The organism is Olivibacter sp. SA151, assembly GCF_054130995.1.
In genome coordinates this window covers 3,370,676-3,396,898 of sequence record NZ_CP096391.1, presented here as the reverse complement: position 1 = coordinate 3,396,898, position 26,223 = coordinate 3,370,676, and the positions used below count along the sequence as shown (strand labels likewise).

Below are 26,223 nucleotides of genomic sequence, written 5' to 3'. Positions count from 1 at the left end.
AACACGAATGAATAATTATCCCATTGGCTAATAAACTACTTCCCTACTCCACTTCCCCCTCCCCAACTCTTCTTTAGAATAATTTTTAATAAGAATTGTATTTTCAGGTTTTAGTTCTTTTCTTGGCAGAAATTTAGATAAAGTCCAAATAAGAATGAGACCGCTCTCCTACCTAACTGTTTTATTTGTCACTATTCAATCCTTATTTCTACCATCAATTATTCAAGCACAACAGATTGCTAACCTAAAGGGGGTGGTGTTGACCGCTGACGGTAAAGGTGCTGAAGGCGTTTCCGTTACCTTAAAAGGTTTAAATCGTGGCGCATCGACCGATGTTGATGGACACTATGAGATCAAGCAAGTCCCTTTCGGCTCTTACACACTTCGCGTAACGGCCTTAGGATTGAATACCCAAGAGTTGCAAATTAAGGTGGACGACCTTGAAGTGGATGTACAGACGATCATCTTAACAGAAAGTGCCGCCACGCTCAGCGAGGTGGTGGTTAATGGTGTAGGCGCTAATCCGTATACGAGAAGAAAAAGCAATTTTGTCTCCAAACTACCGCTTAACAACCTCGAAAACCCCCAAGTTTATACGACGATTACCAAAGAAGTGCTGAGAGATCAAATAGTCACAAACTTTAACGATGCGTTAAAAAATAGCTCAGGATTAGATAAACTATGGAGTTCGACCGGTAGAAGCGGCGATGGGGCCGCGTACTTCACCTTAAGGGGCTTTTCTACACAGCCAAATTTGATTAATGGAGTTGCTGCACTGACCAATGGCGATTTAGACCCCGCTAATATCGAGCAAATAGAGGTGGTCAAAGGGCCGTCGGGCACGTTATATGGTGGAGCACTGGTTAATTTTGGAGGTCTGATCAATATCGTTACTAAAAGACCCTTGGATACGGTAGGTGGAGAAGTTTCTTATACCATAGGCAATTATGCTCAACATCGGGCAACCTTAGATTTGTACGGTCCGCTCAATCAAAAAAAGAATCTATTAGGACGTGTAAATGCGGCATATCATAAGCAAAACAGTTTTCAGGATGCGGGGTTCAGGAAATCATTTTTCATCGCACCTTCACTGGAATATCGAGCTACTAGTCGATTGACTTTGAACTTAGATGCTGAATTATATCATTATGAAGGAACAAACCCGCTAATGATTTTTCTGAATAGAACACGACCTCTCCATGCGAATACACCGGACGAATTACAATTTGATTATAATCGGTCATATACACATGATGATGTAACGTTTAAAACACCTACAATTAATCTAAGAGGACAAGCTTTGTACAAGATATCCGATCAATGGACATCTAGAACCCAAGTCAATTATAACCGAAGAAAAACCGATGGTTATTATCAGTATGTGATGTATACGGATGTTGATAATGAACGGTTAGGCACCATTGCAAACGACACGATATTGAGCCGTTATGTTACCAAACAAAACGCAGTAAGTGAAGTGATTAATATTCAGCAGAATTTTACCGGCGACTTTAAGATTGGTGGTTTACGGAATCGTTTGGTTTTTGGTTTAGACTACCTAAGACAGGTGAATAAAAATAATAATGCTCCTTATATTGTTTTTGATCGACTGAATTCGAGTATTGATGATCCAAATTACTACAATTACAATAAGGAGGCAATTGATGAGCGACTGGCCGCCAGTACCGGTCCTTACACCTACAATCGCGCCAACAGTAATGTATACGGAGCTTACTTGTCTAACGTACTTAATATAACCGATCAGTTGATCGCCATGGCGAGTGTGCGCGTCGATCGCTTTCAGAGCGGTGGAACGGAGAACTTAAATACAGGTGTGGTAACGGGCGACTATGGACAGACGGCTGTTTCACCGAAATTTGGTGTCGTGTACCAAGTGATCCCTAACCAAATATCGATTTTTGCTAATTATATGAATGGCTTTCGGAATGTGGCTCCGGTTACGCAACCGCTCCCGGATATACCCAATACGTTTAAACCGCAGCAAGCTAATCAATGGGAAGGCGGCGTTAAATTGGATGTACTGGATAATCGATTGAGCTTTACCGCCAGTTACTATGATATATCCGTTAAAAATATTACGCGAACTGAATCAATCATCAGAGATGACACTACATACAACATCACCGTTCAGAATGGTACACAGTTGTCACGGGGCTTTGAATTGGACTTAACTGCACGTCCTGTAGAGGGCTTAAATATTATTTTCGGCTATAGTAATAATACCAGTAAAATTACCAATGCCGATGTGAATGTTAATGATCGCCGACCTGTTTCGGCAGGCCCCAAACATTTGCTTAATTACTGGGTTAGTTATCGTTTTTATCAAGGAGCAATTAAAGGGATTGGTTTAGGTTTCGGCGGCAATTCTGCCAGCGAGAATATTATTACCAACGATTTGCGGACCGGTACTTTTACTTTGCCGGGATATACGGTGTTGAATGCCTCTGTTTTTTATGATCATCCTAAATTTAGGATCGGATTAAAGATGGATAACTTGACTGATAAGGAATACTTTAAAGGGTGGACAACGATCGAACCGCAGATGCCGAGAAGCTTTTTGGCTAATTTAACGTATAAATTCTAAATATCAGGTTAATGGCACATGGTAAGACGAAAGCAAAGAAGAAAAAAGGAGCGATCAAAAAAATCGCTGCATTTCTGCATTTATGGCTCGGTTTGATTTCAGGCATCATTGTTTTTATTGTAGCCATTACGGGTTGTCTTTTTGTCTTCCAACATGAAATTAGCAACCTGATTCATCGCGACAAGTTTTATGTTGAAGTGCCGGAAAACGCAAAGGTGCTGCCCTTAAGTAGTTTACAAGCAACTGCCGACAAAGCGCTGGGCAAGTCGGCAACCTATATCACAAGCTATCGCGCACCGGAGAAAACATGGGAGTTCATGTGTTATGAGGCGGGCAACCAACAAGCCCTCACCTTTTTCGGCGCCATTAACCGTTACGAATCCGTATTTATTAATCCCTACACCGGTGAGATTACCGGTCGTATTGATTACACCAGGGAATTTTTTACCATTGTGAAATATATCCATTGGAGTTTGCTGCTGAATACACCCTATGGTCAGCCAATCGTAGGATATGCTACACTACTATTCGTCATTCTTTTAATAACAGGTTTAGTATTATGGTGGCCTAAAAATCTAAAAAAATCGAATGTCAATAAGAGCTTCAAGATCAAATGGAAAGCAGGATTTAAGCGCCTGAATTACGATTTACATAATGTGCCCGGTTTTTATGCCTTGCTAATTACACTGATTTTGGCATTAACAGGAATGGTTTGGGCCATGAAGTGGTTCGAAACGGCGGTTTATGTAACCGCTTCGCAATCAACCACACCACCGCCCTTTGTTACGAAACAGTCAGATACCACAGCTGTCGCCGTACTTTCCCCTTTGGATGTTGCATTCGCTACGGCCAATAAGGAATTTGATAAAGGGTATGATCGTATTGGTTTATCACCGGCTTTCGGCAAAGAAGGTGTAATCTATGCAGCCGGTTATCGAGGCGCAGAGCTCTATTATAACACAGACGAAATACAACTAGATCAGTATACAGGGAAAAGACTTTATCGTCGTAATTACGCAGAGAAAAACAACGGTGAGAAGCTTATTGCTATGAATTACGATATTCATGTAGGCGCCATTTTAGGTTTACCCGGGAAAATCCTCGCTTTTATCGCTAGCCTAATTGCCGCTTCTTTGCCGGTCACAGGCTTTATTATATGGTATGGCCGGAAGCGAAAAAGCAAGCCGGCCATACCACAAAAGAAAAACGATTTACAGTACCAGCTGTAGACCTCCGGTAAAGCCTACATTCAGCGCTTGATAATCTTTGCTGTTCTGCTTGTCCCAAATTTTCATTTTAACCAGCTTTTTGCCATCCTCATTATCAGTATTGATGTAATTAATCGATGGACCGCCATATAGATATATATTAGGTCCTATTTTGATGGAAGGTAGAATACGTAAACCATTTTTATTAAAGTAATTGCCATCAAAATCAGTTAGCGTGATGGATGAGATTTCAGCAGCGAGCCTAAAGTTGGTTCGATTTAACAGATTCGCACCGATACCTCCTTCTACGCCGTAGCGAATGGCCTCATATTGCGGATTGAACCCAATTCCGAGGATTCCATATAAAATTCGGCCACCGGAGCGGAAGCTGGCAAAAGTCGACAGATCTTCATCTGTTCCAATGCGGATACTCTTTTCCCCATTTTTCACGATATTCACCAAGCCGAGGGTATAATCGCTGCTATCCGCGATATTCAGCACCCCGAATTGTATGCCCCTTACGTTTTTTGCTTTGTTGATGACCCCAGCTATTTGGACACCCTTTACGTTGTCAGCCTGATTGTAAAGTCCTGCCATCTGCACACCATCCATTTGCTTGCTCCTGTTGCTTACACCACTTGCTTGCAAGCCCTTGGTAGAAATCGCTGTATTGAGCACACCGCCCAATTGTAGATGAACATTTCCCCTACTTTGGTTGAACAAGCCCGCAAATTGATAACCCTTAGCTGCATCGCCTGCTAAATTGACGGCACCGGCTAACTGTACGCCATGGAGCGTGCCGGAAACCTGGTTGAATACACCGGAAGCTTGCAATCCGGAAGCATTACCCTTAACAATTCCGGCAACACCATATAATGCGAACGCTTTCTCTCCACCAGATAGACCTGCTATAGCATGTAAGCTAATGGTGTTGCTATAATTGGCTGCTTTGCCACCATGAGTACTTAATGGATATATGATGCCTACGTGAGCAGGGCTATCTTCTTGAGCAGAGAGGTTAAAAGATCCTACTATTAATAAAGTAAGTGCCAGCAGGGTCTGTTTGTAGCTAAATAGTTTTCTTTCCATAAATCTTGTCATTATCTTCGTTTAACTAATGACAAGCTAGCTAGACTTCCCCCCTATTCTTTTTAGAAAAAAGCAACACCCAATTCAAGTCCTACCCACCATTTAAAGCGTTCTTTGTTTAGAAGGTAGGGATATCCGGCCGAAGGAATGTCTTGTGCGTTTTCAATAACCTGTTTATTCTTGCTAAGGAAATTAATCGTTGGCGCAACGTACAATTTTGTTTTTTGACCTAAAGAATAATTGTAAAGGATATTCATCTTAGTCCAACTGCTCACGTTTTCATAGACTGATCGGTGTAATTGCTGGCTCAAAAGTTCTACCGCAAAATAATTATCTTGATTTCTTCTTCTAAACTCATGCCCCAATCCGAAGCCCGTAGCAAAAGTTTGTTCACCATTCCAGCTTCCGTAGCCCGCAGAAAGAATGCTGTATAAATTTGCGTTTCCACTTTTAAATGCCAGGTTGGTATACAGGACCTCATTACTTGATACACTCAGTCGTTTCATTCCGTTTTTTGAAATATTAACCAATCCAATGCTGATTCCCGAAGAGGTATCAGCCATATTTATTAAACCAAATTGTAAGCCGTGGTTCGTTTTCGTCCTATTGAGAATTCCGGCAATTTGTACGCCCCTTAGTTCCTCAGCATAGTTCATTATGCCGGCCAATTGAACGCCATTTGCATGTTTTTTAACAAAGTTAAAGACGCCGGCGGCCTGAAAACCCTTTAAGCTATCAATAACCGTATTATAAATTCCGGAGAGTTGAACCCCCGACATATTACCCCCTACCATATTGACAGCACCCGCCGCCTGAACATATTTCACGTGATAGCGATCGATATTGAATATTCCAGCCAACTCTACGCCATTGACTCCCGCGGTGTAACCACCAATGAGATTAGCCGAGAACTTGTTGACGACCTGACCACTCATCATGCCATGTGAGCTTAAGCCGGGAGTTAGCGAAACCTGTACGGGGGTATAAGCGAAAAAGTTTCCCAGATTTAATGCATTTAGCTTTTGTTTAGAACTTAAAAATAAACGAGCGAGCGCGGTATTGGAGACAGATTCTTCCCCATCTCCCATATATCCATAATGCCCACTACTATTGATGTTTTTTCCTAGGTTGACGGTAGGCAAGAAAACGGTGGTGGTATCTTTGTAAAGTTCTTTGCTAACCGTTAAAATCATGGGATTTCCGTCCTTGGTTTTCAGCTTTAATTTAAAATAACCCTTTCTATCGGTCATCGTTCCCACGAGTAGCCGTTTTTCATAAACGCTGGCATTATGGATTCCTGCTCCGGTTTTTTCATCCACTACGTAGCCTTTAATGGTATATATTTTTTTTCCTTCGCCCAATTCTTCAGGCATGAGCGTTAAACGAAATGGAGCCGGACGGATAATTAAATGATTCGGACTCTCTTGATATTCGTAACTATCCCCCAGTAATGTATTGAGTGCCGTCTTTACGTCGCCATTGAAATGCTGGATGCTAACCAAACTGTCACTTCGGATAATGCCGCTGCTATAAGAAAAATGAAAGCCACCTTGCCTTCCGATATCTTCCAGTACGGTTACAAGTTTTTGTTGGCTCACATGAAGTTTAACCGGCTTAAAAAGATAGTTTTGACTAAAAGCGGTGAAACCCGCTAAAGACAATACGAATGTCAATAGCAGGCTTTTACAAGAATGCAATAATTGGTTCTCCAAGGGGATAGCGATTATGTTATATTATAACGTTTCTTTTTTTAATATAATTGTTTTACCATTTTTTTCCATTTCCAATCGTAATGTTTTACATAACGTATGCAAGATGCCGGGTAAAGAATCATTGTCAAAGGTAGTAGTTATTGGCAAATTGCCTGTGGCTATATTCTCCGGTACAATCTGCACTTGATAAACTTCGTTGAGTACTTCTACAAATCGCCACAAAGGGGTCCCGTCTAATTTAAACATCCTACTTCTGTAGTAGTCATACAGTTTGTCGTGTTGCTTTTCCTGTTTAAGGCCCTTTTGTTCTACCATTGCAATGGCTTTTTCGTCTGGCTTTAATTTGATAATTACATCTTCTCGACTTACTTGAACAGCTCCGGTCTCCACAATAACCTCCGTCAATTTTCTGTTGCTTTTTACATTAAACGAAGTGCCCAGTACGTTGATCGTCAAATCTTTTACGGCTACATTGAAAGGGCGTTTCTTGTCGCTGGCCACATCAAAAAAAGCCTCCCCCGACATATGTACTTTGCGTTGGCCGTTAAATAAATCTTCGGTATATCTGAGTTTAGCATGACTGTTAAGTGTTACAACGGTTCCGTCCGGTAAAGTATCGGTTAGGGGCGTTTCATTAGCCGTCACCTCAATGCTATGCAAATACGGATGCTTTGGTGCTATAATGTAAAGGTAAATACCTGTCATTAAACCCATAACCGCTAGGATGCTTGCCGCTACCCTTAACCATCCCGTACCCTTACCTTGATATTCCTGAAGATGTGGTATTGAATCGCCCTCGTCGACATCTTCTGGGGGTCTTTCAAAGCGTTGATCTCTCAGCAGTTGAAACCTTTTCCATGCTATATCTTCGTCCATAGGTTGCTGCAAAGCAAGCTGCTTGCTGCTATCCCAAATCAATTTGAATTGTTCAAACTTTTTCCGGTTGGCCTGGTCCTCTGCAAGCCAAGCTTGTACATCTTGATCTTCCTCAGGAGATGCTTCCTTAAGAAGGAATTTTATAAGTAATTCATCTTTCATTGCCCGAGAAATAATTTTAGTAAACAATAAACCATAAGCGGCAAATAATCAGCCAATTCCGTCCGTAATATTTTAAGTGCCTTTCCCATTTGATTCTCCACGGTCTTAATCGATATCTCTAGTCTGTCTGCGATCTCCTGATACTTTAACTCCTCAAAGCGACTCATCTGAAAAACTGTTCGACATTTTTCCGGTAATACGTTTAAGGCCTTTTGAAGTTCCCTTTTTAGTTCGTTTTCATGCAGCTGATTAGCAGTATGTTCGTAGGTGAAATCATTTACATAAGTAATATGATCTTGGTGTCTTTGTTTTACCTGCCAATGCTTAATGGTGTTCATACAATCATTGTAAGTAGCTCGATATAGGTACGATTTTAGTGAGCTTCGTATGTCCAGATTCTCTCTTTTTTCCCAGAGTTTTAAAAAAAGTGATTGTACGATCTCCTCTGCTGCAACGGCATCTTTTAAAATTGTAAAAGCGTAAGCATGTAGACTATTGAAGTGCTGTTTAAAAACATTTTCGAAAATTTCTTCATTCCCCTGTTGCAACAGGTTAAGCGTGACGTTGTCGCTCTGCATATTTAATTGTGTTAGCATATAAGCTATATCAAGTCAAACTTAGATAAACTCGCTGTCATATACAATTCTTGCGCGTATCCTAGCATGTTTATCATTTTCTTCCTCTATTTTTTTATGAAATACCGATAACCTTCCTCATTCCGCTTCCCTTCTTTGCTACTATGACAACCGTTCCTTCATCTACCCCTATGGCTTCAATTATTTTTTTATTAGGGAAATAGTTGAGTGGTTGAGTAGAAAAGTAGTTTATTAGCCAATGTGATGATGAGCCAATGAGATGATGAGCCAATTAGCCAATGTGATGATTAGCCAATGTGATAATTATCTGATGTGATGATGGGCTTTTGTGGGCTTAAAGCTTAAAGCTTACTGCTTATAGCCTAATGCCTAATGCCTAAAAGCCTAATGCCTATAGCTTATCGCCTAAAGCCTAATTCACGCCTGCTTTGCTAAAAGTAATGGTATATGGGTTACATAAGCCATCCGCTCGGTAATGTCTGTTAAGAAGAGGCTTTCAAAAAAGTTTCTTTTCTTCTCAATATGGACGATTAACGAGATGTCATGCGACTTGGAGAACTCCAATATTTCCCTTACAATATCAATTTCGCTGATGGCATAGTACTTGGGATTGTATCGACTAATTTTTTCCTTTACAGCGGTAAAATTATGATTGTGCAAGGTTTGTAGCGGTATGCCTTCGCTTTCATGACTGAGCACGTAGAGTTCGAGGTGGTTATGGAAATGCAAAGGATTCAATAAATTGGTTATTGTTTGCGCCTGTTTAGGATCTTGCAGATCGATCACCGATGCGATTTTAGTGATAGGTGTAAGCTTTGCAGACTCGGGCACAATTAATAGGGGCCGGTTGACAGTTTTAGCGATCTTTATGGTATTGCTTCCTATTAGGGTTTGCTCAAGTTTACTTTTACCGGTTAAACCCATCACCACGTAGTCCACCTGATATTTGTTGATTAAATCATTGGTAAGCTCATCCAAATCACCTTCTTTTGCTAAGTAGGTCAATTCGGTGTCCGTATGTTTTAAAAATTTCAGTTCATTAACCAATCGCTTTAAATGCGTCATCGATTCCTCTTTGGTTTCGTGTGTTTTATTTACTACCAACGGACTGCTGGGAATTGATGTAATACTCGGCAACTTATTGAATAATAATATACGTGCGATTTTCAACTGCTTCGCTAAGATAGCAGCGTATTTCGCAGCATGTGTGGCTGCGTCAGAAAAATCCGTTAGTACTAAAAGCGTCTTCATAAAATTAAATTTAAACTCAAGCGCTAACACTTAAAGCAATATACTAATAAGCTAAGTTAATATGCAAGTCATCCGATTAAATTTCCGCAAAAGTATGATGAAAAAAACTCCGGTCAATCAGATACAAAAACTGTATTTTAGCTTCCATATCCGTTGAGGGCATGATAGATCGCTTTATTAAATTTGTGTTTTTTGGAAACATTTTTGTCGGTATTCTGGCCATCGCCTTGTCGCTGGAAACCGCCGTTCAACTTGCCATTCCTTTTAATAATACAGCTTATTATCTGCTTTTGTTTTTTGCAACGATGGCATACTATACATATGCTTATATCAATGTAACAGTAAGCAGTAGACATAACAATCCGCGCACGCAATGGTATCAACAAAATATCCGATTTGCTAAAGGAAACTTAGGATTTTCCATTTTGATCAGCCTACTGCTTGCTTTAGGGCTGATTTGGCAAAACATACAGTCGTTGAGCTCCCTACATTGGATTTATTGGTTGATCCTTATTATTGTACTCGTTGCAATTATTTTATACTACGGACTTTTACCCCGATCATTTATGGCGCTGAATATTCGAAATTCGGGTTTATTGAAGGCCTTTATCATCGGATTCGTCTGGGCATGTTGCGTCAACCTTTTTCCTATTATTATGTTGAAAATACAGCACCCGCTTAATTCGGTCGATCCCTTTCTTGTGCTATGGCTTTTTGTTAAAACCTTTATGTTCTGTACGGTAAATGCCATCATGTTCGATATTAAAGATTATGCAGAGGATGCCAATAAGCAATTAAAAACGTTTGTCGTGAGATTTGGTCTTCGAAATACAATCTTTCAGCTATTAATTCCATTGCTATCCGTAGGTGTCCTATCCATGGTCATTTTCGGCTATTATAGGCATTTTAGCTTCATTCCTTTAGTGATCAATATTTTCCCTTTCGCCTTATCTTTGGTAGTGGCTTATTCTATGCATAAGCGGCATCGGATACTTTATTACCTAATTGTTATTGACGGTTTGTTACTGGTGAAAGCAATTTGCGGAATATTTGCCATGCAATTTGTGTAACAATACGATGAAGAATAACTATGATAATATTGCGCCCTTATATGATAGGTTAAGCCGATTGGTGTTCGGGCGGGCGCAGGTCAACGTTCAATTAGATCTGATACACAGCATTGCAGCGGATAGTCGTATTTTGATTGTTGGAGGTGGATCGGGATGGATACTGGAGGCGCTGGCCAAGTTACATGCCGAAGGTTTAACGATAACCTATGTGGAAATTTCAGAAAAAATGTTGCGAATGGCCCGAGATCGTAATTGTGCTAATAACAAGGTTGTATTTGTTGAGCAAGCCATTGAAGATTTTGAGTCACTTCAAAATTCTTATGATGTAATCATCACTTCCTTTTTGTTCGATAATTTTTTGCGACCAAAAGCGGAAAAAGTATTTGGTCATTTGACGAGATTACTGGCAAGCGAAGGCCTCTGGCTTTATGCTGATTTTTATCTTGATCCGAATAAGAAAAACGGCTGGAAAAAGGGAATGCTCAAACTTATGTATAAATTTTTTGGGTATCTGTGCCAAGTTGAAGCACGCAATCTCATCGATATGAGCCCCTATTTTCAGCGCAACAGGTATCAGATGCTTTTCTCTTCCCTACACTATGCCGGTTTTATAAAGGGTATTGTTTATAAGAAATCCAAAACTGGTCCCGAATAAATAGCTGTTGGTAGAATTAGTGCTTAAGTTGGTGTATTCTATTTCGCAATTCGGTAAATGTCTTTTATTTTAGTCCGGTTTCCATGCTGTGAATTAACATATTTTACATGATTTTTTCGTTGAGTTTAAAAAAAGAAGTTATAAAACAGATTGCTTGTTTCTTACTCGCATTCATCAGTGTCTTTACGGTACATGGCCAAAAGGCAATCACCTTGCAAGAGCGTGTCAATCCTACGTTGTCCCTTTCCGTGAGCGAACTACCCGACCGGATCTTATTTCAGGACATGCGTACAAAGGCTATAGTGAATGAATTATTGGTGCCTGGAAGAGGTGTAGGCGGTTTGTTGACCTTTTCGCCGGACGGACAGTTTTTGGTAGCCTCGGGGAATGACGGACAAACCACAATTTACGCACTAAGTAGAGATACCATACACCAGCTTGCGCGGCTTCCTTTTAAAACGAAATTGGCTGCTTTTAGCCCTGTAAAAAAAGAATGCGTATTTGTTCATTCCGTGAAAACTTTTAATGCAAGAATGACCAAGTATGATACAAACACATGGAAAGCGATTGCGACTAGGAATATTGCATCCGACATTAATGCGGTCGATATCAGTTACGATGGTAAGTTGATTGGATTTACAAACAATCGGCTTATCCAGTTATTAGATTACGAGTCGCTAACCAAAGTAAACGTTAACTGGGAAAAAGAAAAGCAACGCTTATTGATCTTCCATCCCAACAAGCAAGAAATAGCAAGTGTAACGGCAGAAAATAACATACAGATTCGCGATTTTCAAGATACCTTAATTCGGGAAATCAAAACAGGCTCATCAAAAATTACTTGGTTGGGTTACGATCGTGTCGGCGAAAATATAGTTAGCGTTGATGTGGACGGTCGCCTATCCATTTGGAATCCCGTTCAAAAAAACAAGGAGCAAGAACTATCAAATATTTTTACTCCTCCAGGTTTTACTAAAGATAATAATATACTCATAAAAAAAGAACAAGGTTGGACAACAGTTCCCATAGACATAGAAGCTTCACAGGAAATACATGATCGCTTGTCTTCTTCTAAAAACCATGAAGGGAAAAGGCTGAAATTTTTGCCACAACCCATCATTGGGTTCAAGCGAGAAGCAGGTTTTATTGTAGGTGCGGGCGCTACGATGATTTGGTACCCAAAGACCGGTCATGCTTCCCGATTTTCACAACCAACCATCTTTGCTCCAATTGTCACTTACGGCTTCAATGGAAAGCAATTAGCAGTGGGCGCTTATATGGAAGCTTACTATAAAGAAAAGTGGTATTTTACGAACAATTTCTTGTTTACAAACAATGCAAAAAACTATTTTTTCGGCATTGGAAGAGAAAGCAACGATCGTCATAAAACGGCCTATGTTTCGGACAATTTTGTGTTAGAAGGATCGGTGAGCAGGATTTTATCCGATCAGTTCTTTGTAGGAATTAACTATAAATTGAGAAAAGATAATGAATTGGATTTTGAGGAAAAGCCCACGTCCAATTTTCACGGCGGCCAAGGAGGTTGGCTTTTTGGTATCGGTCCTACCCTACGCATGGACAAGCGAAATGATGTTCTATTTCCCACAAAGGGAAGTAGGTTAGAGATTAATTATTACTGGTTTAATCAAGAAATTATCAGCGATTATCAGTATCAGGAATTGAAATTTGATTATCGGAAATTTATACCTGTAGATTGGCTTGTACAAGGCGATGTATTAGCTTTCCAAGGAATGTTTAACGCAACGTGGGGAGGTGAAGCTCCTTTTTATCAGCTGCCTTATATAACCGCCGATAGAGCATTTAGAGGCGTTTGGCGAAATTTATATATCGCAGAGCAGGTGTTTAGTGTGCAAGCGGAGTATCGATCTTACTTTTCAAGCGCCGACCGTCGCTTTGGATATGCCATTTTCGCCGGTTTGGGAGATGGTGCAAAAAATTTCTTTAAAGATTACAAAGCCTCCATTAAGGCATTCTATGGTGTTGGCTTTAGGCAACAGCTTATTCCAAGATATCGATTGTATACCCGTGTCGATTTCGGTTTAACAAGTAAGGGCGATTTTGGCGCTTTTGCGGGCACCGGTGTTGCGTTCTAAAACGAAATTTTAAGGGAAGGATGATGCAGCAACTTAAAATATTGATTCACAAGCAGTGGAAACGTTTTGCTGTTCTTTCCCTGTTTGGTGTATTTTTATACTGTTTTGTTTTTTTTATTTCTTATGTGTCTAATCCGCAGGAGGCGGTATTTTACTTTGGTAGACGCTACGGTTTTGTTATAAATGCCATCCTTTTTATAACGGAAAATGTATTGTCGTACTTTTTTCTAATTTTTTATATTATACTTCCGGTTATTCGCGAAGGAAAATGGAAAAAACCAATCCTCTGTTTTATTATCCTCTACCTTATCAAATTTAGCTATGGATATTTTGATTCTTTGGAAACCAACTCCATGCATTCGGTTCGTCATATACAAGACTCCAAAACACTCATTCCGGAAGATAGCTTTGCATGGTTTATGCTATGGTTCATTGTGTTTTCCATTTTTGATATACTCATTTGCATTGGCGCGTCTTTAACCATCGAGTGGTGGCATCGGAAAAGGCAGCAAATAGTTTTAGAAAAGCAAAGGGCACAGGCCGAATTGAGCGCTCTTAAACATCAGATTAATCCTCATTTTTTATTCAATTCCTTAAGTTTTATTTATTCAAAGAGTATTCGACTCGATGAAGATCTGGCCAAGGCTGTATTGTTGTTGTCTGATATTATGCGCTATGCTTTAACCGTAGAGGAAGATAAGGAAGGAAAGGTGGTGCTCGAAAAAGAGATTGTACACTTGCAGAACATTATTGAAATTAACCAGAAAAGACTCAATAGTCGACTGAATATTAAGTATGACGATCAGGTGAAGAATAAGCAACTCAAGGTTATCCCGTTAGTTTTGATAACCTTGGTAGAAAATGCATTTAAACATGGCGATTTGTTGGATGTTAAATATCCACTGGAAATCAACTTGTTAGAGCAAGACCAACATTTCTTTTTCTCCATAAAAAATAAAAAGGGAGAAGGACGCAAGGAACTTTCGAATGGTATAGGCTTAAGTAATATCCGGCAGCGGTTACATTTAATCTATGGAGATAAACATCGCTTTGTAGTGCAGGAAGATAAAGCGACATTTTCCGTATTATTGCAAATTCCGATCGAACAATAGTTTTAGCCATGATAAAAGAAGAGACCCGCCAAAGGATGAGCTGCTTTGTAATTGACGATGAAGAACACGCGATTGATCTTTTAACACATCATATCGGAAAAGTTCCATTTCTGGAGCTAGTTGGCTCGTCTACGGAGCCAGTGAGCGCTTTGTCGGCAATCAAAGCAAAGCCGGTTGATCTACTTTTTTTGGATGTGCAGATGCCCTACCTTACCGGAATAGAGTTACTTAACGTCCTAAATATGGATGTACAAGTTGTTCTCACAACAGCTTACACGGAGTATGCACTCACGGGCTATGAATTTGCTGTTGTTGATTATTTGCTTAAACCTATTTCCTTTGACCGATTTTTGCAGGCTGTTAATAAAGTTCAAAATCATCAAGATAACAAAAACGAAGTTGAACTACCAGGTAGTCCGTACCTCTTTATAAAAACAGATCGCAAAGGAAAACTATTTAAAATAGACGTAAGTAAGATTGTCATCATTGAAGGACTTAAAAACTATATTTCTATCTATTTAGATCATGGCGAACGAATCATTGCATTCATTACCATGAAGGAAATAGAAAAGCATTTAAGCAAAACGGCTTTTATGAGAATTCATAAGTCCTATATTATCGCACTAAAGCATGTTCGTGCGATAGAGGGAAACCAAATTAGGTTGGCTTATTATCCTCAAAGAAGTATTCCTATTGGAAACATCTTTAAGGACGCTTTTTCAGCTTGGCTAGATAAAAAGACCTTGTCTCGTTAATTTGTAGGGACTACGTCCAGTATATCAAGTATTTCCTGCCAATTATTAGCGCGAAGATGATGGGTTATACCGGCATTATGACCAGCGCTAAACAAAATGGGTTTTCCTTTGCAGAAATCCAGATTCTTACAATAGTCATCAATCATAAAGTCGGTATCAATAATACTTTTGTCTCCGCAAAAAATGATGTTGTGCCAGTGAATAAATGGAAAATGTTCAGCAAGCCATTCCTTCTTTTCAAATAGAGAAAGTGGAAATTCCATCGCGGCAGAAACAATGTAAACTTCATATCGCGTCTGAAGCCTCCTTACAGCTTCCACTGCTCCCGCCATTACCGGTATCGTTCTAAAAAAACCCGGTGTATAAAGGTATTTAAATATAGATCCGTTTGGCAAAGCTTCCGCCTCGGGGACATTATGGAAGATGTCCTTCGTTAAACGCTTTCCATATTCCTGCTCATAATAATGTAAATACTGACTTTCCGTGTCGGCTAAGACGCCATCCATGTCAATAGCAATTGATTGTTTTTTCATATATTGCAATTTAATGCAACAAAAATACATAATATTTGCAATTTATTGCAATATATTTTTATTAACTTTGCATTAAATTGCAAAAAGATGATCAAAGCAGAAAGGCAACAGCGATTAACGGAGCACATAAAGAACAAACAGTCGGCGCAACTGAAGGAGTTAAGTGAGTTACTAAATGTTTCGGAAGATACCGTGCGGAGAGATATCAAGGAGTTGTCCGACCTAGGGATTGTGAAAGCTGTGCGGGGAGGTGCCATTGCTCACTCGCCGGTTCCCCATCACTATCGCGATCGGGAACATTTACAACTGGAACAAAAGCGATTAATTGCTGAAAAAGCGTTAAATTTTATTGAGGATGGACAAGTAGTGTTTTTTGACGGGGGAACATCAAGTTTGGCGGTGGCCGCTGCCCTCCCCCCCGAGCGGAACATTGTTGTTGTTACAAACAGTTTTCCCATTGTCAACGCATTGGAGGATCACCCCTTAGCAGAAGTTATATTTTTAGGGGGGCGTTTAAATAAAGGTGCCTTTACGACTGTCGGTGCTGATACCGTAGATGCGATTCGTACGATTAAATCAGATCTGGCTTTTTTGGGAATTTGCAGCATTGATTTAGTAGCCGGGATCACTACGCGTGATTATGATGATTGTATTATCAAGCGAAATATTGTAGTCAATGCGAAATATGTAATAGCCTTGTCAACCGTTAATAAAATTGCTACGGCCGAACCTTTTTTCGTAGGACCGGTTCATTCGATCGATTTGATTTTGACCGATGCAGAACTCGACGCCACACTGCAAGCCGCGTTTAAAGATGAAGGCGTTTCTATACAGTAGAACCGATAGCGTATATAAAACGCTACAATAAATGTAATGAAGACTCTTTTGGGATCGGTCATGCCGAATTGATTCCATGACGTTTTATGGCCTATTTTAGATAAATCAATGCATTTTTATTGCTTTTTACCACTTTTTTTAAAAAAAACTGTGTTTTTAGCTCATTTAAAGCGATTTGGTACGAAAAATGTGGTTTATAGCCCATTAGGGCAAGATCATCTTGTCGTCAAATTATCACTTAAATAAAAAATTACTACAATGGACAAATTTGGAAAGTTAAAAGAGCTTATTAGCTCAGTTGAAGTTGATGCCGACAAATTCTACAACAAAGGAAATGCAGCTGCCGGTACACGGGTACGTAAAGCAATGCAAGAGTTAAAGAATCTTGCCCAAGAGATTCGCAATGATGTTACCTCTATCAAGAATTCGGGTAAATAATCATTAAAAAATTATTACCTATGAAATACTGGAGCCCGAGGAAATCGGGCTTTTTTGTTTTAGCATTAGGCTATAAGCTTTAGGCAGTGTCGACTATAAGGGCATTGGTACAAGGCCTGCCTACCGGCAGGCAGGCAGGCAGGCAGGCAGGCAAGTATCAGGATTTCCTATCCCGTGTCTTATGTCTTATATCCGATGTCTTTTATCTTATGTAATACCAACGATTCAACAGCTCATCCACCACTAAAAACCCTACGATACTACTCATATCTCAAAGCTTCTATAGGGTCCAGTGCTGCGGCTTTTACCGCAGGATAATAACCAAAAAAGACACCGGTAATAACACAGACAAAGAATGAAATGACGATTGATGATTCGGAAATCAAGATCGGCCAATGAACGAGACTGGATATCGTGAAGGAGGCTATAATTCCAAGTATTGCTCCCATTACACCGCCTGTCATGCTAATAACGACGGCTTCCGTTAAAAACTGCCACAAAATATCCCGGCCACGAGCTCCTATTGACAGCCGTAATCCAATTTCCCGTGTACGTTCTGTAACCGATACATACATAATGTTCATGATACCAATTCCGCCAATGAGAAGTGAGATACCAGCTACTGCAGTCAATAAGGAGGTCATCATGCCGCTTGTTGAACTGAGCATTTGTATAAGTTCGGCCATGGTGCGTACTTCAAAATCATTTTCAGTACCTCCCCGAATACGGTGATTTTCTCTTAAGACGGTTGTGATATGTTCCATTGCTTGATTTGACAAAGCTTCGTTCGGTGTTGCTGCATAAATATTTTGAAGATAGGTTGTAGCCAAGATACGTTTCATGACGGTTGTATAAGGAGCAATGATGATATCATCCTGGTCCTGTCCGAAAGTATTTTGCCCTTTTGCATTAAGTACACCAATAATCTGAAAAGGAATTTTTCCAAAACGGATAATCTGGCCCACAGGATTCTCGTTTTCTTTGAACAAATTATCAACAACGGTTTGGCCTATTAAACAGACCTTGGCAGAAGCCTTCACTTGTTCTTCCGTAAAGTTTGATCCATCCTTTATACTTAATTGGCGTATCTGTAGGTAGTCGCTGGAAACACCTTGTAGCGATGTTGGCCAGTTATTGGCTCCCCGAATTGCCTGTCCGCTACTGGAAACACCAGGTGAAAGCGCGTTAATTTCACTTACCTCCTGCTTGATCTTGTTAACGTCGCTAAGGGTGAGCGATTGCACACTGGCTGCGCCTAGACGAACACCGCCCGGCATCGGACTGTTGTTGTAAGGCATAATCGTAATCATATTAGAACCCATGCTTGAGAAGGTATTCTGTATACTTTGTTTGGACCCTTCGCCAATAGACATCATGGTAATCACAGCGGCGACACCAATGATAATGCCCAGCATGGTAAGAAAGGCTCTCAGTTTATTCCTTTGAATCGCTCGGAGCGCTATGCGTAATAAATTGACGTAATTCATAAATTGAATTTTCTGCAAATGCGTTAATAATCATCATTTGTCGGTAAGGCAGCCAAGGCCTCTTTAGCGGAACGAATCGCTGTATTTGGCGTATCGCGTTGAATCTTTCCATCCCGCAATAGGATGGTTCGGCTGCTGAATGATGCAATGTCAGGTTCATGTGTGACGAATACAATGGTCTTTTGTTGCTCTTGATTCAACTCTTGCATTAAGGTCATAATTTCATACGAGGTCCTCGTATCGAGATTTCCCGTTGCTTCATCTGCTAAGATCATCACAGGCTCATTCACTAAAGCTCGGGCAATAGCCACACGCTGTTGCTGCCCACCTGAAAGCTGGCTCGGCGTATGATCATACCGGTCTTGCAGTTTTACCATTTCCAGTGCATGCATCGCTTTTTCCTGCCGCTCTTTATGAGAAATGCCGGATTGGTACAATAAGGGTAGTTCCACATTTTCCAATGCCGACGTTCTAGGCAATAAATTGTAGGCCTGAAAAACGAAACCAATTTTATTGTTTCTCAATTTGGCTAATTCATCCCGATTTAAACTTTTAACATTAATTCCATCTAAAAAATACTCACCCGAACTCGCTTTGTCCAGGCAGCCTAAGATATTAAGCATGGTGGATTTACCCGAACCACTACTTCCCATGATCGTAACAAATTCACCCGTATTTACATCGAAGTTTACACCTTTCAAGGCACGTACCACCTGCGATCCGACGAGAAACTCTCTTTTCAGATCCTTAATATTTAATATCGCTGCCATTATCGTCTTCTCCTTGGTGTCGGCAAGAAAGGGTTTGACCCCATATTTTCCGGTGTACCTTGTCCGGTACTCACAATAGCTGTTATAATGCTATCTTTGGCGCCTACCCCTCCTTCTACCTGAACCTTTGTATTATCATTAATGCCTACTTTGATGGCCTGCCTAAACACTTGATTTCCTTTCAGTACCCATACGGCATTCTGGGCCGTATCGGCGGCTTGGTTTTCGATGAGTCGATACGGTGGTGTAACCTGCCCTGGTTCGATGGTGAGTTTCAGGGCACTGACAGGAACTGTAAGTACGTTGCTAGCTTCTTTTGTGTAGATCGTTACTGTAGCGGTCATACCTGGTTTTAACTTCATATCAGCATTACTGGTTTCAATAATCGTTGTGTACGTGACAACATTATTGGAGGTACTGGGTTGTAAACGAATTTCAGAAACTTTGCCTTCAAAAGTTTGATCGATATAGGCATCCACCGTAAAAGTAACACGGTCACCCATTTGGACATCACCAATATCGGCTTCGTCTACTTTGGCCTGTACTTGCATTTTGGTAATATCTTTGGCTAAACTGAATAAAGTAGGCGTATTAAAACTGGCGGCCACTGTTTGCCCAACGCTGACACTTCGATTAAGCACAACCCCATCAATTGGTGAATAGATTTTAGTAAAAGATAAATTCTGCTGCGCCGATCGCAACTGTGCCTTAATGCTGTTGACACTTGCCTGCGCCGTTTCATACGAATTAGTTGCCAGATCGTAAGTGGCCTTGCTGATCGCCCCTACTTGGAAAAGCTCCTGTTGGCGTTTGAAATTGATTTGCTGATAATTAAAATTACTTTGCGCCTGCGCCAGCTGTCCCTTGATTTGATCAACCGTTGCCTGCATTAAGGTCGGATCTAGCTCCGCTAATAGTTGACCTTTTTTTACCTGCGCGTTGTAGTCGGTATAGATGCTGGCTATAATACCGGAAACCTGCGTTCCCACGGCTACCGTGTCAACCGGCTGAATAGTACCTGTTGAGGTAATGATGGATGCAATGGGGCCTTTTTCAGGCACTGTTGTTTCAAAAGCTACTCCGTTTTCCTTTTTCCTGCCGAAAAAGAAATAAAGTAAAACAGCGAGCATCAAAATCAGGATACCAATAATGATTATTTTTTTACGATTCATATATATAATTCAAGAGTTTGCACTTATTGTTGATTTTCCAAAAAATCGCCCTTGTAGAAATTGAATACATTGAGCGAAAGCATGGCACTATATTTTGCTTGCGTATATGCTTGTAATGCTTGTATGTATAGATTTTTTTGCTGTATATATTCTACTGTATTAGCCGATCCTACACGTAATTCTTCACCTGCTATCCGGTATGCTTCCTTATTATAATTTAACTGTTCGGCGGAGGCATCGTATTGACTATATGCATTCTGCGTGTTGATGTAAGCCTTTTCCACTGTTTGTGAAAGAATAGTTTTTGTATTCAACAGATCAAGCTCTGCTTGTTTAATGGCAATATTGGACTTTGCTACATTGGTTTGATTAACCTTTCTGCTGAACAAGGGGATGGTCGCAGTAATGCCGATTTGTTGATAGAAATTATTATCAAATTGCCTAAAGGTACCTATATTGGTGCCGTTGTTGTAATTGGTGCCTATCCCGCCATTCAGAGATATAACCGGTAAATAACCCGCTTTTGCCTTTTTGAGATCGAGCTTTGAATTTTCGATATTGAGTAAGCTATTTTTTATCTCGGGCCGCTTGTTTATTGCGTCCTGGATCACTTCATGTAACGAAGGAATGGCTGCAAGGGCAAAAGTCGTATCGGCTTTTACAATATCGAAAGCGCTGTCCACCGGAAGCTGAAGCAATTGTTTCAGGGTAATTTTATCTTGTCTTTCCGCATTCTTAGCACTGGTTAATGTATATTGATCAGAAGCTAGTTGCGCCTGCAATTGAATTAAATCTTTTTTCGCTGCCGCACCGGCCTTATACTGTTGATCCATTTGTTCAGTTTGCGCTTGGGATGTTTGTACCAGGTCCTGCGCATAAACAATGGTTTCTTTATCAAGCATAATGTTGGTATAAGTTTGAATAATCTGTAAGTATAAGTCGTTACCTGCCTCAGAAACGTCCAAATCAGCCATTTCAGCAGCTAATTGTGATTGGCGAATATCGGCTCTTAGGGTTCCCCCATTAAAAAGCGTTACGGAAGAGTTTAAACCCGCACTTCCATTTAAATTGATCGATTTACCGGCATCCCCCTGGGCTGTCCCGTAGTGAGTCGCATTCTGTGAAGCTGAGGCATTTAAATCGGGCAATACAGAAGCTTTGGCACTGATGAGGTTTTGATCCGCACTTTGTTTGGCCAAACGTAAATTATTGAGGGTTATATTATGTTGTTGGGCATAAGCCAAGCATTCTTTTAAAGACCATTGTTTGATATGCGTTTGTTCTTGCTGGGCATTACCAGCCAATGTGCACGATATGAGCGCGAAAAAACTCATATATTTTAACCATCTAATTGCCATATTTCATGTTTTGGAACGGCACAAAAAGACAAGCTTTAGGAGATATAAAAAAGCTTTCTAGATTGAAAGGACGGTATGCTCGACAGAAAGTGTTATTTTGCAGATAAAACCAGCATTGTTAAATTGTGTTGTCTAAAAAGGCGTTAAAAGATGATTTTGTCGGTTTGGACGAGAAAATCTGACTCTCTATCGGTTAATCTTTACAGAGTTTGGGATATCCCTTAACATTGTAAGTCAAATGCGAAATAATGGAGAAAGCAAATAGAAGAACACTTGGTATTATTTTTACGCATATTTTGTTGTGGGTACTGTTAGGGTTTACCCTACTTGTTTATCCTCCACTTAGCTGGGGAATTAAGTTACCTGCTGCATTTTGGATAAAGCATGTCAGCATTATCTTTTTTTTCGTTGTTATTTTTTACAGTAATTACCTGCTCTTTACCCCTAGACTCCTTTTTAGGAACAAGCGATTGCTTTTTCTTATATGGTTATTGATTGCACTTTTCTTTGGGCAAGGGCTTGCCCTTTTACTTGAAAGATGGCTGGATTTTCAGGTAGTGATGGCGAATGCAAGACAGCGGCCGCCAAAACATGAAGAACTTATCGATGGTTTCACTTTGATGTTCAGTTTACTGGTACTGGGAATAAGTACAACAGTGGCAGCCGTAAGACAATGGCAGCAAGAGGCACGTTTAAAAGACGAGTTGCAGAAACAGCAGATAGCATCCGAACTTTCTTTTCTTAAAGCACAGATCAACCCACATTTTTTCTTCAATACACTTAACAATATTTACGCTTTATCGTTTTCCGATGTGGAGCTCTCCCGAGAGGCCTTGCATAAATTATCGAGAATGATGCGTTATTTGCTATACGAAACAGCGCAAAACGAAACTAGCTTAGTAGAGGAGTTAAAGTTTTTGAAAGATCATATTGAGTTGATGCAATTACGGTTGCATGTCAATAATCAGGTAATCTATAAGGAGCCTGTTTTGTCCCATGATTACAAGATAGCACCGATGCTGTTATTACCCTTTGTTGAAAATGCGTTCAAGCATGGTATTAGTGCAACGAAAGCAAGCGAAATACGGATTGAAGTCTCGGTAAAGGACCAAACTTTACACTTAAAGGTAAGCAATACCTTACAAGAGAAAACAAGCAATCCTTTAGAAGAAAGCGGTATCGGTTTACAGAACACAAAAAGACGTCTTAATTTGTTGTATCCGGGCAGGCATCTTTTAACGATTAACAAAATTGCCAACGATACCATTTATCAAGTCGATTTAACGCTTATATTATCATGAACTTGAATTGCATTGCAATCGATGATGAGCCGCTAGCATTGGGGCTAATTAGCAACTATATTGAGAAAACGCCTTTTTTAACGCTGGTAGGCTCTTATGGTAGTGCAATAGAGGCTTTGGATGTATTAGATAAACTTTCCGTCCAACTGATATTCTTAGATATTTATATGCCTGAACTAACAGGAATGGAATTCTCGAAGTTAATGGCACAATCAAATCAAAAAAGTACCTGTCGAATTGTATTTACAACTGCTTTCAATCAATTCGCTATCGAAGGTTATCAAGTTGATGCGCTTTATTATCTATTAAAGCCGTTCAATTATAATGAGTTTTTACAGGCGGCTAACAAGGCGAAAAGTTACTTTGAATCAATGGAAACGTTACCAGTCGACCAAAATAAAGGTAAAAAAGAGCGTTATCTATACATTAAGTCGGATTATAAACTGATTCGGATTGATTTGAATGATATCGCCTATATCGAATCTATCAAAGATTATGTAAAGATCCATCTGCTCAATAAAGAGCAAGCTATCAGTTCGTTAACAACTTTAAAGAGTATCGAAGAACGGCTTCCTGAAGCGGATTTTATCCGCATACATCGTTCCTTTATTATTGCCGTTAACAAAATAGATGCGTTGGGAAGAAATAGTGTATATGTTGGCTCAGCAGAAATACCCGTTGGCGATCTGTACAGAGAGTCGTTTAAAAAATTATTGAACCAATGGGCTTAATTCTCCATTATACAATCATTTTATAACCTACTGCACGAACATTTACGATAGAAATACGATCATCCTTTTGTAAATAGGTCCGAATTCGACTAATAAATACGTCTAAGCTTCTGCCGGTGAAGAAACGATCATGAGGCCATACGGCATGGATAATATCTTGGCGGTGAATGACTTTATTTTTGTTTTCGTAGAGCATTTTGATCAGTTCACACTCCCTGAAAGACAAATTAATTTCCTTCCCTTCCCGATGCTTCAATGTTTGTCGCATACTATCCATGGCATAATCACCGATATGTAAAAAGCGTTTTTGATTTTGCCATTGATTACGTTGTACCAAGGCATTGATACGGACTTTCAGTTCTTCCAGACTAAAGGGCTTACGTAGGTAGTCGTTTGCCCCTAATTCAAAAGCGTTAACAACATCTGCTGTTTGCGTTCGGGCCGTTAGAAATAAAATAGGAGTTTCTGTATCCACTTCCCGTATTTTTTTTGCGATCGCAAAGCCATCCAAACCGGGGAGCATCACATCGAGAATGACGATCTCCGGCTTCATCTGATAAAATAATAAAAGACCTTGCTCCCCATCTGAACAATGGTTCACGTCAAATTCAGCAGATCGCAAATTATCAGCAATAATAAGTCCCAAATCGGTTTCGTCTTCGATTAATAAAAGTGGTATCATATGTTCAGGGGTAAATAAATAGTAAAGGTGGTGCCCTTGCCCGGCGTGCTAATAACCTCAATTTCTCCTTTGTGTTGGGTGATTACTTGTTTTACATAGTGTAATCCCAAGCCAAAACCCTTTACGCGGTGGATATTACCCGTTGGCACTCGATAAAATGGCTGAAAAATATGTTTAATATCGGCAGAAGCAATACCAATGCCGTTATCAGCAATACTCAATACCCATTGCCCATTCTCCATTTTGCTGATTACCCGAATATTGATCGGTTCGACGGTATACTTAATCGCATTATCTAATAAGTTGTTAACGGCATTAACAATATGCATCTTATCAACATTTATTAAGGGTACCTCTTCCTCTATCGATAAGGTGACTTGATGTTGAGTGATGAGTTGATGTGTCTCCACCAATTGTAGTAGTAGTTTGTTGGTGTCCACCGGTTCCGGGTGTAAATGCATTCCCTTCTTCTCTCCTACCGCTAAATGCAAAATTTGATCGATAAGGTTCGTAAGGTGCGTCGCCGATCGATGCGTCATTTGCAAATATAGATCGGCTTTTTGCTGATTATCTTTCAACCTCAGCTGTTGCAATGTCTCAGTTGCCGCTAAGACAGTCGCTAGAGGCGTTTTCAGCTCATGCGTCATATTGTTTACAAAGTCGTTTTTTATATCCGCCAGTTTCTTTTGCTTAAAAATGGTGTAAAGCAAATACACAAGACATCCAATCGTAAGGCTTGTAAGTGCAAACGATGAAAGGAGTGCCCATGCCAGGTGTCTAAAAATCCACCAAGTAGGCGTTTTTAGGTATAAGGACAGAAAAAGGTCTTTGGAGGGATCAAGCATCATCGTTGCCGCCTGTATCGGAAAATCAACGATCACTTTTGGATTGGTTTTCCCAAAAGGTACGGAGAAGCGATGACCTCGCAGTGAGCCATTTCGATCTGATCCGGAACGCATAGCTATGCCAAAAACCGGTCTGGTGAGGGTGTGTAGCCTAATCGGTTCAGCAAGTCTCGCCGGTAGCGATCTCGTTACGCTTATGGTGGTCTTTGAGGAACCGCTCATTTTAAATAAGCGAGGCGTTGGCCCAACCATACCGGCTTCAATGCCTTTATCATCCACTCTCTTCGCTTTCAGCGTATCAAGAAAAAATACATTCTGTAAATCGGGACCTAATTTGTTGCGATACCTTTTTTGCAGTGCATGAAAATCCATATGCATGAGAGCAACAGGAAATACCCCTTGCATCGGTAGTGAATCATGTGCAAGCGTATCGTTTACGGCTATCGCGGTTGCGGGCACACCGCTTATAGCCAGTGCAGCAGCTCGATTCTTTTCGTCTGCCTGTTGATAAAACAGCTGCCTAGCCGCGGGAAAGCCGCCTTGTTTTAAAGAGGTATAAGCCTCTGGATAAGCGGATCGAAACTGTAGCTCGCGTTCCTCCTGCATGCTTTCGAAGAGTAGGCGCTCGGCATAAGCAATGAAGTTCTCTTTCTCGTGTTGGTAATTACCAACAAGCCAAAAACACTGAAACACAATGGTTACTAAACTGGCCAAGGTAATTAATCCCAATAGATAACGGTGTTGTTTAGACATGCATTTTAAAATAAGAATGAGGCAAAATTAAGAGTAACTCAGTGTCAATGGGTTAAGCTTAACTATTTTTAACAATATGTAACAGTATTTAACACTATTCCTGCACACCTT

The 26,223-nt window shown here is 40.3% G+C and carries 23 protein-coding genes; 11 read left to right on the top strand and 12 right to left on the bottom strand.

Annotation, left to right across the window (positions count from 1 at the left end; translation table 11 throughout):
* Positions 1-154 precede the first annotated feature (154 nt).
* Both M1D52_RS14045 and M1D52_RS14040 read left to right on the top strand, forming a co-directional pair.
* Positions 155-2,605 carry a TonB-dependent siderophore receptor gene (locus M1D52_RS14045; protein ID WP_437392839.1) on the top strand — a complete coding sequence of 817 codons (2,451 nt, stop codon included), beginning with the start codon at positions 155-157 and terminating at the stop codon, positions 2,603-2,605.
* A gap of 11 nt (positions 2,606-2,616) precedes the next feature.
* Positions 2,617-3,834, top strand: coding sequence for a PepSY-associated TM helix domain-containing protein (locus M1D52_RS14040; RefSeq protein ID WP_437392838.1), 1,218 nt, complete (start codon positions 2,617-2,619; stop codon positions 3,832-3,834).
* On the opposite strand, the gene M1D52_RS14035 is transcribed toward M1D52_RS14040, so the two are convergent.
* The 5 genes from M1D52_RS14035 to M1D52_RS14015 form a co-directional block, all read right to left on the bottom strand.
* Positions 3,817-4,902, bottom strand: a complete 1,086-nt coding sequence (locus M1D52_RS14035; protein ID WP_437392837.1) for a hypothetical protein — start codon at positions 4,900-4,902, stop codon at positions 3,817-3,819. The genes M1D52_RS14040 and M1D52_RS14035 overlap by 18 nt on opposite strands.
* A gap of 62 nt (positions 4,903-4,964) precedes the next feature.
* Positions 4,965-6,575: an LA_2272 family surface repeat-containing protein gene (locus tag M1D52_RS14030; RefSeq protein WP_130857758.1), complete on the bottom strand. Its 1,611-nt coding sequence runs from the start codon at positions 6,573-6,575 to the stop codon at positions 4,965-4,967.
* 60 nt (positions 6,576-6,635) lie between these two features.
* Positions 6,636-7,652: a FecR domain-containing protein gene (locus tag M1D52_RS14025; RefSeq protein WP_437392836.1), complete on the bottom strand. Its 1,017-nt coding sequence runs from the start codon at positions 7,650-7,652 to the stop codon at positions 6,636-6,638.
* Complete coding sequence (locus M1D52_RS14020) at positions 7,649-8,248, bottom strand: RNA polymerase sigma-70 factor (RefSeq protein ID WP_198140273.1); 600 nt, start codon at positions 8,246-8,248, stop codon at positions 7,649-7,651. Before M1D52_RS14020 ends, M1D52_RS14025 begins: the two co-directional genes overlap by 4 nt.
* A 417-nt stretch (positions 8,249-8,665) precedes the next feature.
* Positions 8,666-9,499, bottom strand: coding sequence for a universal stress protein (locus M1D52_RS14015; protein ID WP_013666661.1), 834 nt, complete (start codon positions 9,497-9,499; stop codon positions 8,666-8,668).
* A gap of 161 nt (positions 9,500-9,660) precedes the next feature.
* On the opposite strand from M1D52_RS14015, the gene M1D52_RS14010 reads away from it, so the two are divergent.
* From M1D52_RS14010 to M1D52_RS13990, 5 genes are all read left to right on the top strand, one after another.
* Positions 9,661-10,569 (top strand): UbiA family prenyltransferase, encoded by a 909-nt coding sequence (locus M1D52_RS14010; protein WP_013666662.1) that lies wholly within the window; start codon positions 9,661-9,663, stop codon positions 10,567-10,569.
* Positions 10,570-10,576: 7 nt separating this feature from the next.
* Positions 10,577-11,224 carry a class I SAM-dependent methyltransferase gene (locus M1D52_RS14005; RefSeq protein WP_437392835.1) on the top strand — a complete coding sequence of 216 codons (648 nt, stop codon included), beginning with the start codon at positions 10,577-10,579 and terminating at the stop codon, positions 11,222-11,224.
* 107 nt (positions 11,225-11,331) lie between these two features.
* Positions 11,332-13,338 carry a BamA/TamA family outer membrane protein gene (locus M1D52_RS14000; protein WP_437392834.1) on the top strand — a complete coding sequence of 669 codons (2,007 nt, stop codon included), beginning with the start codon at positions 11,332-11,334 and terminating at the stop codon, positions 13,336-13,338.
* Positions 13,339-13,358: 20 nt separating this feature from the next.
* The gene (locus M1D52_RS13995) at positions 13,359-14,450 is read left to right on the top strand and encodes a sensor histidine kinase (protein ID WP_437392833.1); all 1,092 of its coding nucleotides are present in this window, start codon (positions 13,359-13,361) and stop codon (positions 14,448-14,450) included.
* Positions 14,451-14,458: 8 nt separating this feature from the next.
* Entirely contained in the window at positions 14,459-15,205 is a 747-nt protein-coding gene (locus tag M1D52_RS13990; protein WP_437392832.1) for a LytR/AlgR family response regulator transcription factor, read from the top strand.
* Here the strand turns inward: M1D52_RS13990 and M1D52_RS13985 are convergent.
* Positions 15,202-15,738, bottom strand: coding sequence for a 5' nucleotidase, NT5C type (locus M1D52_RS13985; RefSeq protein ID WP_041387500.1), 537 nt, complete (start codon positions 15,736-15,738; stop codon positions 15,202-15,204). The genes M1D52_RS13990 and M1D52_RS13985 overlap by 4 nt on opposite strands.
* A gap of 87 nt (positions 15,739-15,825) precedes the next feature.
* Between M1D52_RS13985 and M1D52_RS13980 the strand changes: the two genes are divergently transcribed.
* Both M1D52_RS13980 and M1D52_RS13975 read left to right on the top strand, forming a co-directional pair.
* Positions 15,826-16,575, top strand: coding sequence for a DeoR/GlpR family DNA-binding transcription regulator (locus M1D52_RS13980; RefSeq protein WP_013666668.1), 750 nt, complete (start codon positions 15,826-15,828; stop codon positions 16,573-16,575).
* 258 nt (positions 16,576-16,833) lie between these two features.
* Positions 16,834-17,013 (top strand): histone H1, encoded by a 180-nt coding sequence (locus M1D52_RS13975; protein ID WP_013666669.1) that lies wholly within the window; start codon positions 16,834-16,836, stop codon positions 17,011-17,013.
* A gap of 260 nt (positions 17,014-17,273) precedes the next feature.
* Here the strand turns inward: M1D52_RS13975 and M1D52_RS13970 are convergent, their stop codons facing one another.
* The 4 genes from M1D52_RS13970 to M1D52_RS13955 are packed head-to-tail and all read right to left on the bottom strand — an operon-like array spanning position 17,274 to position 21,800.
* Positions 17,274-18,500: an ABC transporter permease gene (locus tag M1D52_RS13970; RefSeq protein WP_437392831.1), complete on the bottom strand. Its 1,227-nt coding sequence runs from the start codon at positions 18,498-18,500 to the stop codon at positions 17,274-17,276.
* Positions 18,501-18,523: 23 nt separating this feature from the next.
* The gene (locus tag M1D52_RS13965; RefSeq protein WP_013666671.1) at positions 18,524-19,270 is read right to left on the bottom strand and encodes an ABC transporter ATP-binding protein; all 747 of its coding nucleotides are present in this window, start codon (positions 19,268-19,270) and stop codon (positions 18,524-18,526) included.
* A complete protein-coding gene (locus M1D52_RS13960; RefSeq protein ID WP_437392830.1) occupies positions 19,270-20,442 on the bottom strand; it encodes an efflux RND transporter periplasmic adaptor subunit in 1,173 nt (390 codons plus the stop codon). Before M1D52_RS13960 ends, M1D52_RS13965 begins: the two co-directional genes overlap by 1 nt.
* Positions 20,443-20,465: 23 nt before the next feature.
* Positions 20,466-21,800 carry a TolC family protein gene (locus M1D52_RS13955; RefSeq protein WP_437392829.1) on the bottom strand — a complete coding sequence of 445 codons (1,335 nt, stop codon included), beginning with the start codon at positions 21,798-21,800 and terminating at the stop codon, positions 20,466-20,468.
* Positions 21,801-22,048: 248 nt separating this feature from the next.
* On the opposite strand from M1D52_RS13955, the gene M1D52_RS13950 reads away from it, so the two are divergent.
* Together M1D52_RS13950 and M1D52_RS13945 are read left to right on the top strand one after the other, a co-directional pair.
* Positions 22,049-23,101 carry a sensor histidine kinase gene (locus M1D52_RS13950; RefSeq protein ID WP_437392828.1) on the top strand — a complete coding sequence of 351 codons (1,053 nt, stop codon included), beginning with the start codon at positions 22,049-22,051 and terminating at the stop codon, positions 23,099-23,101.
* The gene (locus M1D52_RS13945) at positions 23,098-23,832 is read left to right on the top strand and encodes a LytR/AlgR family response regulator transcription factor (protein WP_437392827.1); all 735 of its coding nucleotides are present in this window, start codon (positions 23,098-23,100) and stop codon (positions 23,830-23,832) included. Before M1D52_RS13950 ends, M1D52_RS13945 begins: the two co-directional genes overlap by 4 nt.
* A 7-nt stretch (positions 23,833-23,839) precedes the next feature.
* On the opposite strand, the gene M1D52_RS13940 is transcribed toward M1D52_RS13945, so the two are convergent.
* Both M1D52_RS13940 and M1D52_RS13935 read right to left on the bottom strand, forming a co-directional pair.
* Positions 23,840-24,514, bottom strand: a complete 675-nt coding sequence (locus tag M1D52_RS13940; RefSeq protein WP_013666676.1) for a response regulator transcription factor — start codon at positions 24,512-24,514, stop codon at positions 23,840-23,842.
* Positions 24,511-26,112, bottom strand: coding sequence for a sensor histidine kinase (locus M1D52_RS13935; RefSeq protein WP_437392826.1), 1,602 nt, complete (start codon positions 26,110-26,112; stop codon positions 24,511-24,513). Before M1D52_RS13935 ends, M1D52_RS13940 begins: the two co-directional genes overlap by 4 nt.
* Positions 26,113-26,223: the final 111 nt, after the last annotated feature.

Excerpts from the sequence above, each read along its gene's own strand:
- M1D52_RS14005 (WP_437392835.1), top strand. The coding sequence starts at position 10,577 with ATGAAGAATAACTATGATAATATTGCGCCCTTATATGATAGGTTAAGC.
- M1D52_RS13945 (WP_437392827.1), top strand. The coding sequence starts at position 23,098 with ATGAACTTGAATTGCATTGCAATCGATGATGAGCCGCTAGCATTGGGG.
- M1D52_RS14045 (WP_437392839.1), top strand. The coding sequence starts at position 155 with ATGAGACCGCTCTCCTACCTAACTGTTTTATTTGTCACTATTCAATCC.
- M1D52_RS13950 (WP_437392828.1), top strand. The coding sequence starts at position 22,049 with ATGGAGAAAGCAAATAGAAGAACACTTGGTATTATTTTTACGCATATT.
- M1D52_RS14020 (WP_198140273.1), bottom strand. The coding sequence starts at position 8,248 with ATGCTAACACAATTAAATATGCAGAGCGACAACGTCACGCTTAACCTG.
- M1D52_RS13935 (WP_437392826.1), bottom strand. The coding sequence starts at position 26,112 with ATGTCTAAACAACACCGTTATCTATTGGGATTAATTACCTTGGCCAGT.
- M1D52_RS13975 (WP_013666669.1), top strand. The coding sequence starts at position 16,834 with ATGGACAAATTTGGAAAGTTAAAAGAGCTTATTAGCTCAGTTGAAGTT.
- M1D52_RS13955 (WP_437392829.1), bottom strand. The coding sequence starts at position 21,800 with ATGGCAATTAGATGGTTAAAATATATGAGTTTTTTCGCGCTCATATCG.
- M1D52_RS13960 (WP_437392830.1), bottom strand. The coding sequence starts at position 20,442 with ATGAATCGTAAAAAAATAATCATTATTGGTATCCTGATTTTGATGCTC.
- M1D52_RS13940 (WP_013666676.1), bottom strand. The coding sequence starts at position 24,514 with ATGATACCACTTTTATTAATCGAAGACGAAACCGATTTGGGACTTATT.
- M1D52_RS14040 (WP_437392838.1), top strand. The coding sequence starts at position 2,617 with ATGGCACATGGTAAGACGAAAGCAAAGAAGAAAAAAGGAGCGATCAAA.
- M1D52_RS14025 (WP_437392836.1), bottom strand. The coding sequence starts at position 7,652 with ATGAAAGATGAATTACTTATAAAATTCCTTCTTAAGGAAGCATCTCCT.
- M1D52_RS13980 (WP_013666668.1), top strand. The coding sequence starts at position 15,826 with ATGATCAAAGCAGAAAGGCAACAGCGATTAACGGAGCACATAAAGAAC.
- M1D52_RS13995 (WP_437392833.1), top strand. The coding sequence starts at position 13,359 with ATGATGCAGCAACTTAAAATATTGATTCACAAGCAGTGGAAACGTTTT.
- M1D52_RS14010 (WP_013666662.1), top strand. The coding sequence starts at position 9,661 with ATGATAGATCGCTTTATTAAATTTGTGTTTTTTGGAAACATTTTTGTC.
- M1D52_RS13990 (WP_437392832.1), top strand. The coding sequence starts at position 14,459 with ATGATAAAAGAAGAGACCCGCCAAAGGATGAGCTGCTTTGTAATTGAC.
- M1D52_RS13970 (WP_437392831.1), bottom strand. The coding sequence starts at position 18,500 with ATGAATTACGTCAATTTATTACGCATAGCGCTCCGAGCGATTCAAAGG.
- M1D52_RS14015 (WP_013666661.1), bottom strand. The coding sequence starts at position 9,499 with ATGAAGACGCTTTTAGTACTAACGGATTTTTCTGACGCAGCCACACAT.
- M1D52_RS14000 (WP_437392834.1), top strand. The coding sequence starts at position 11,332 with ATGATTTTTTCGTTGAGTTTAAAAAAAGAAGTTATAAAACAGATTGCT.
- M1D52_RS13965 (WP_013666671.1), bottom strand. The coding sequence starts at position 19,270 with ATGGCAGCGATATTAAATATTAAGGATCTGAAAAGAGAGTTTCTCGTC.
- M1D52_RS13985 (WP_041387500.1), bottom strand. The coding sequence starts at position 15,738 with ATGAAAAAACAATCAATTGCTATTGACATGGATGGCGTCTTAGCCGAC.
- M1D52_RS14035 (WP_437392837.1), bottom strand. The coding sequence starts at position 4,902 with ATGGAAAGAAAACTATTTAGCTACAAACAGACCCTGCTGGCACTTACT.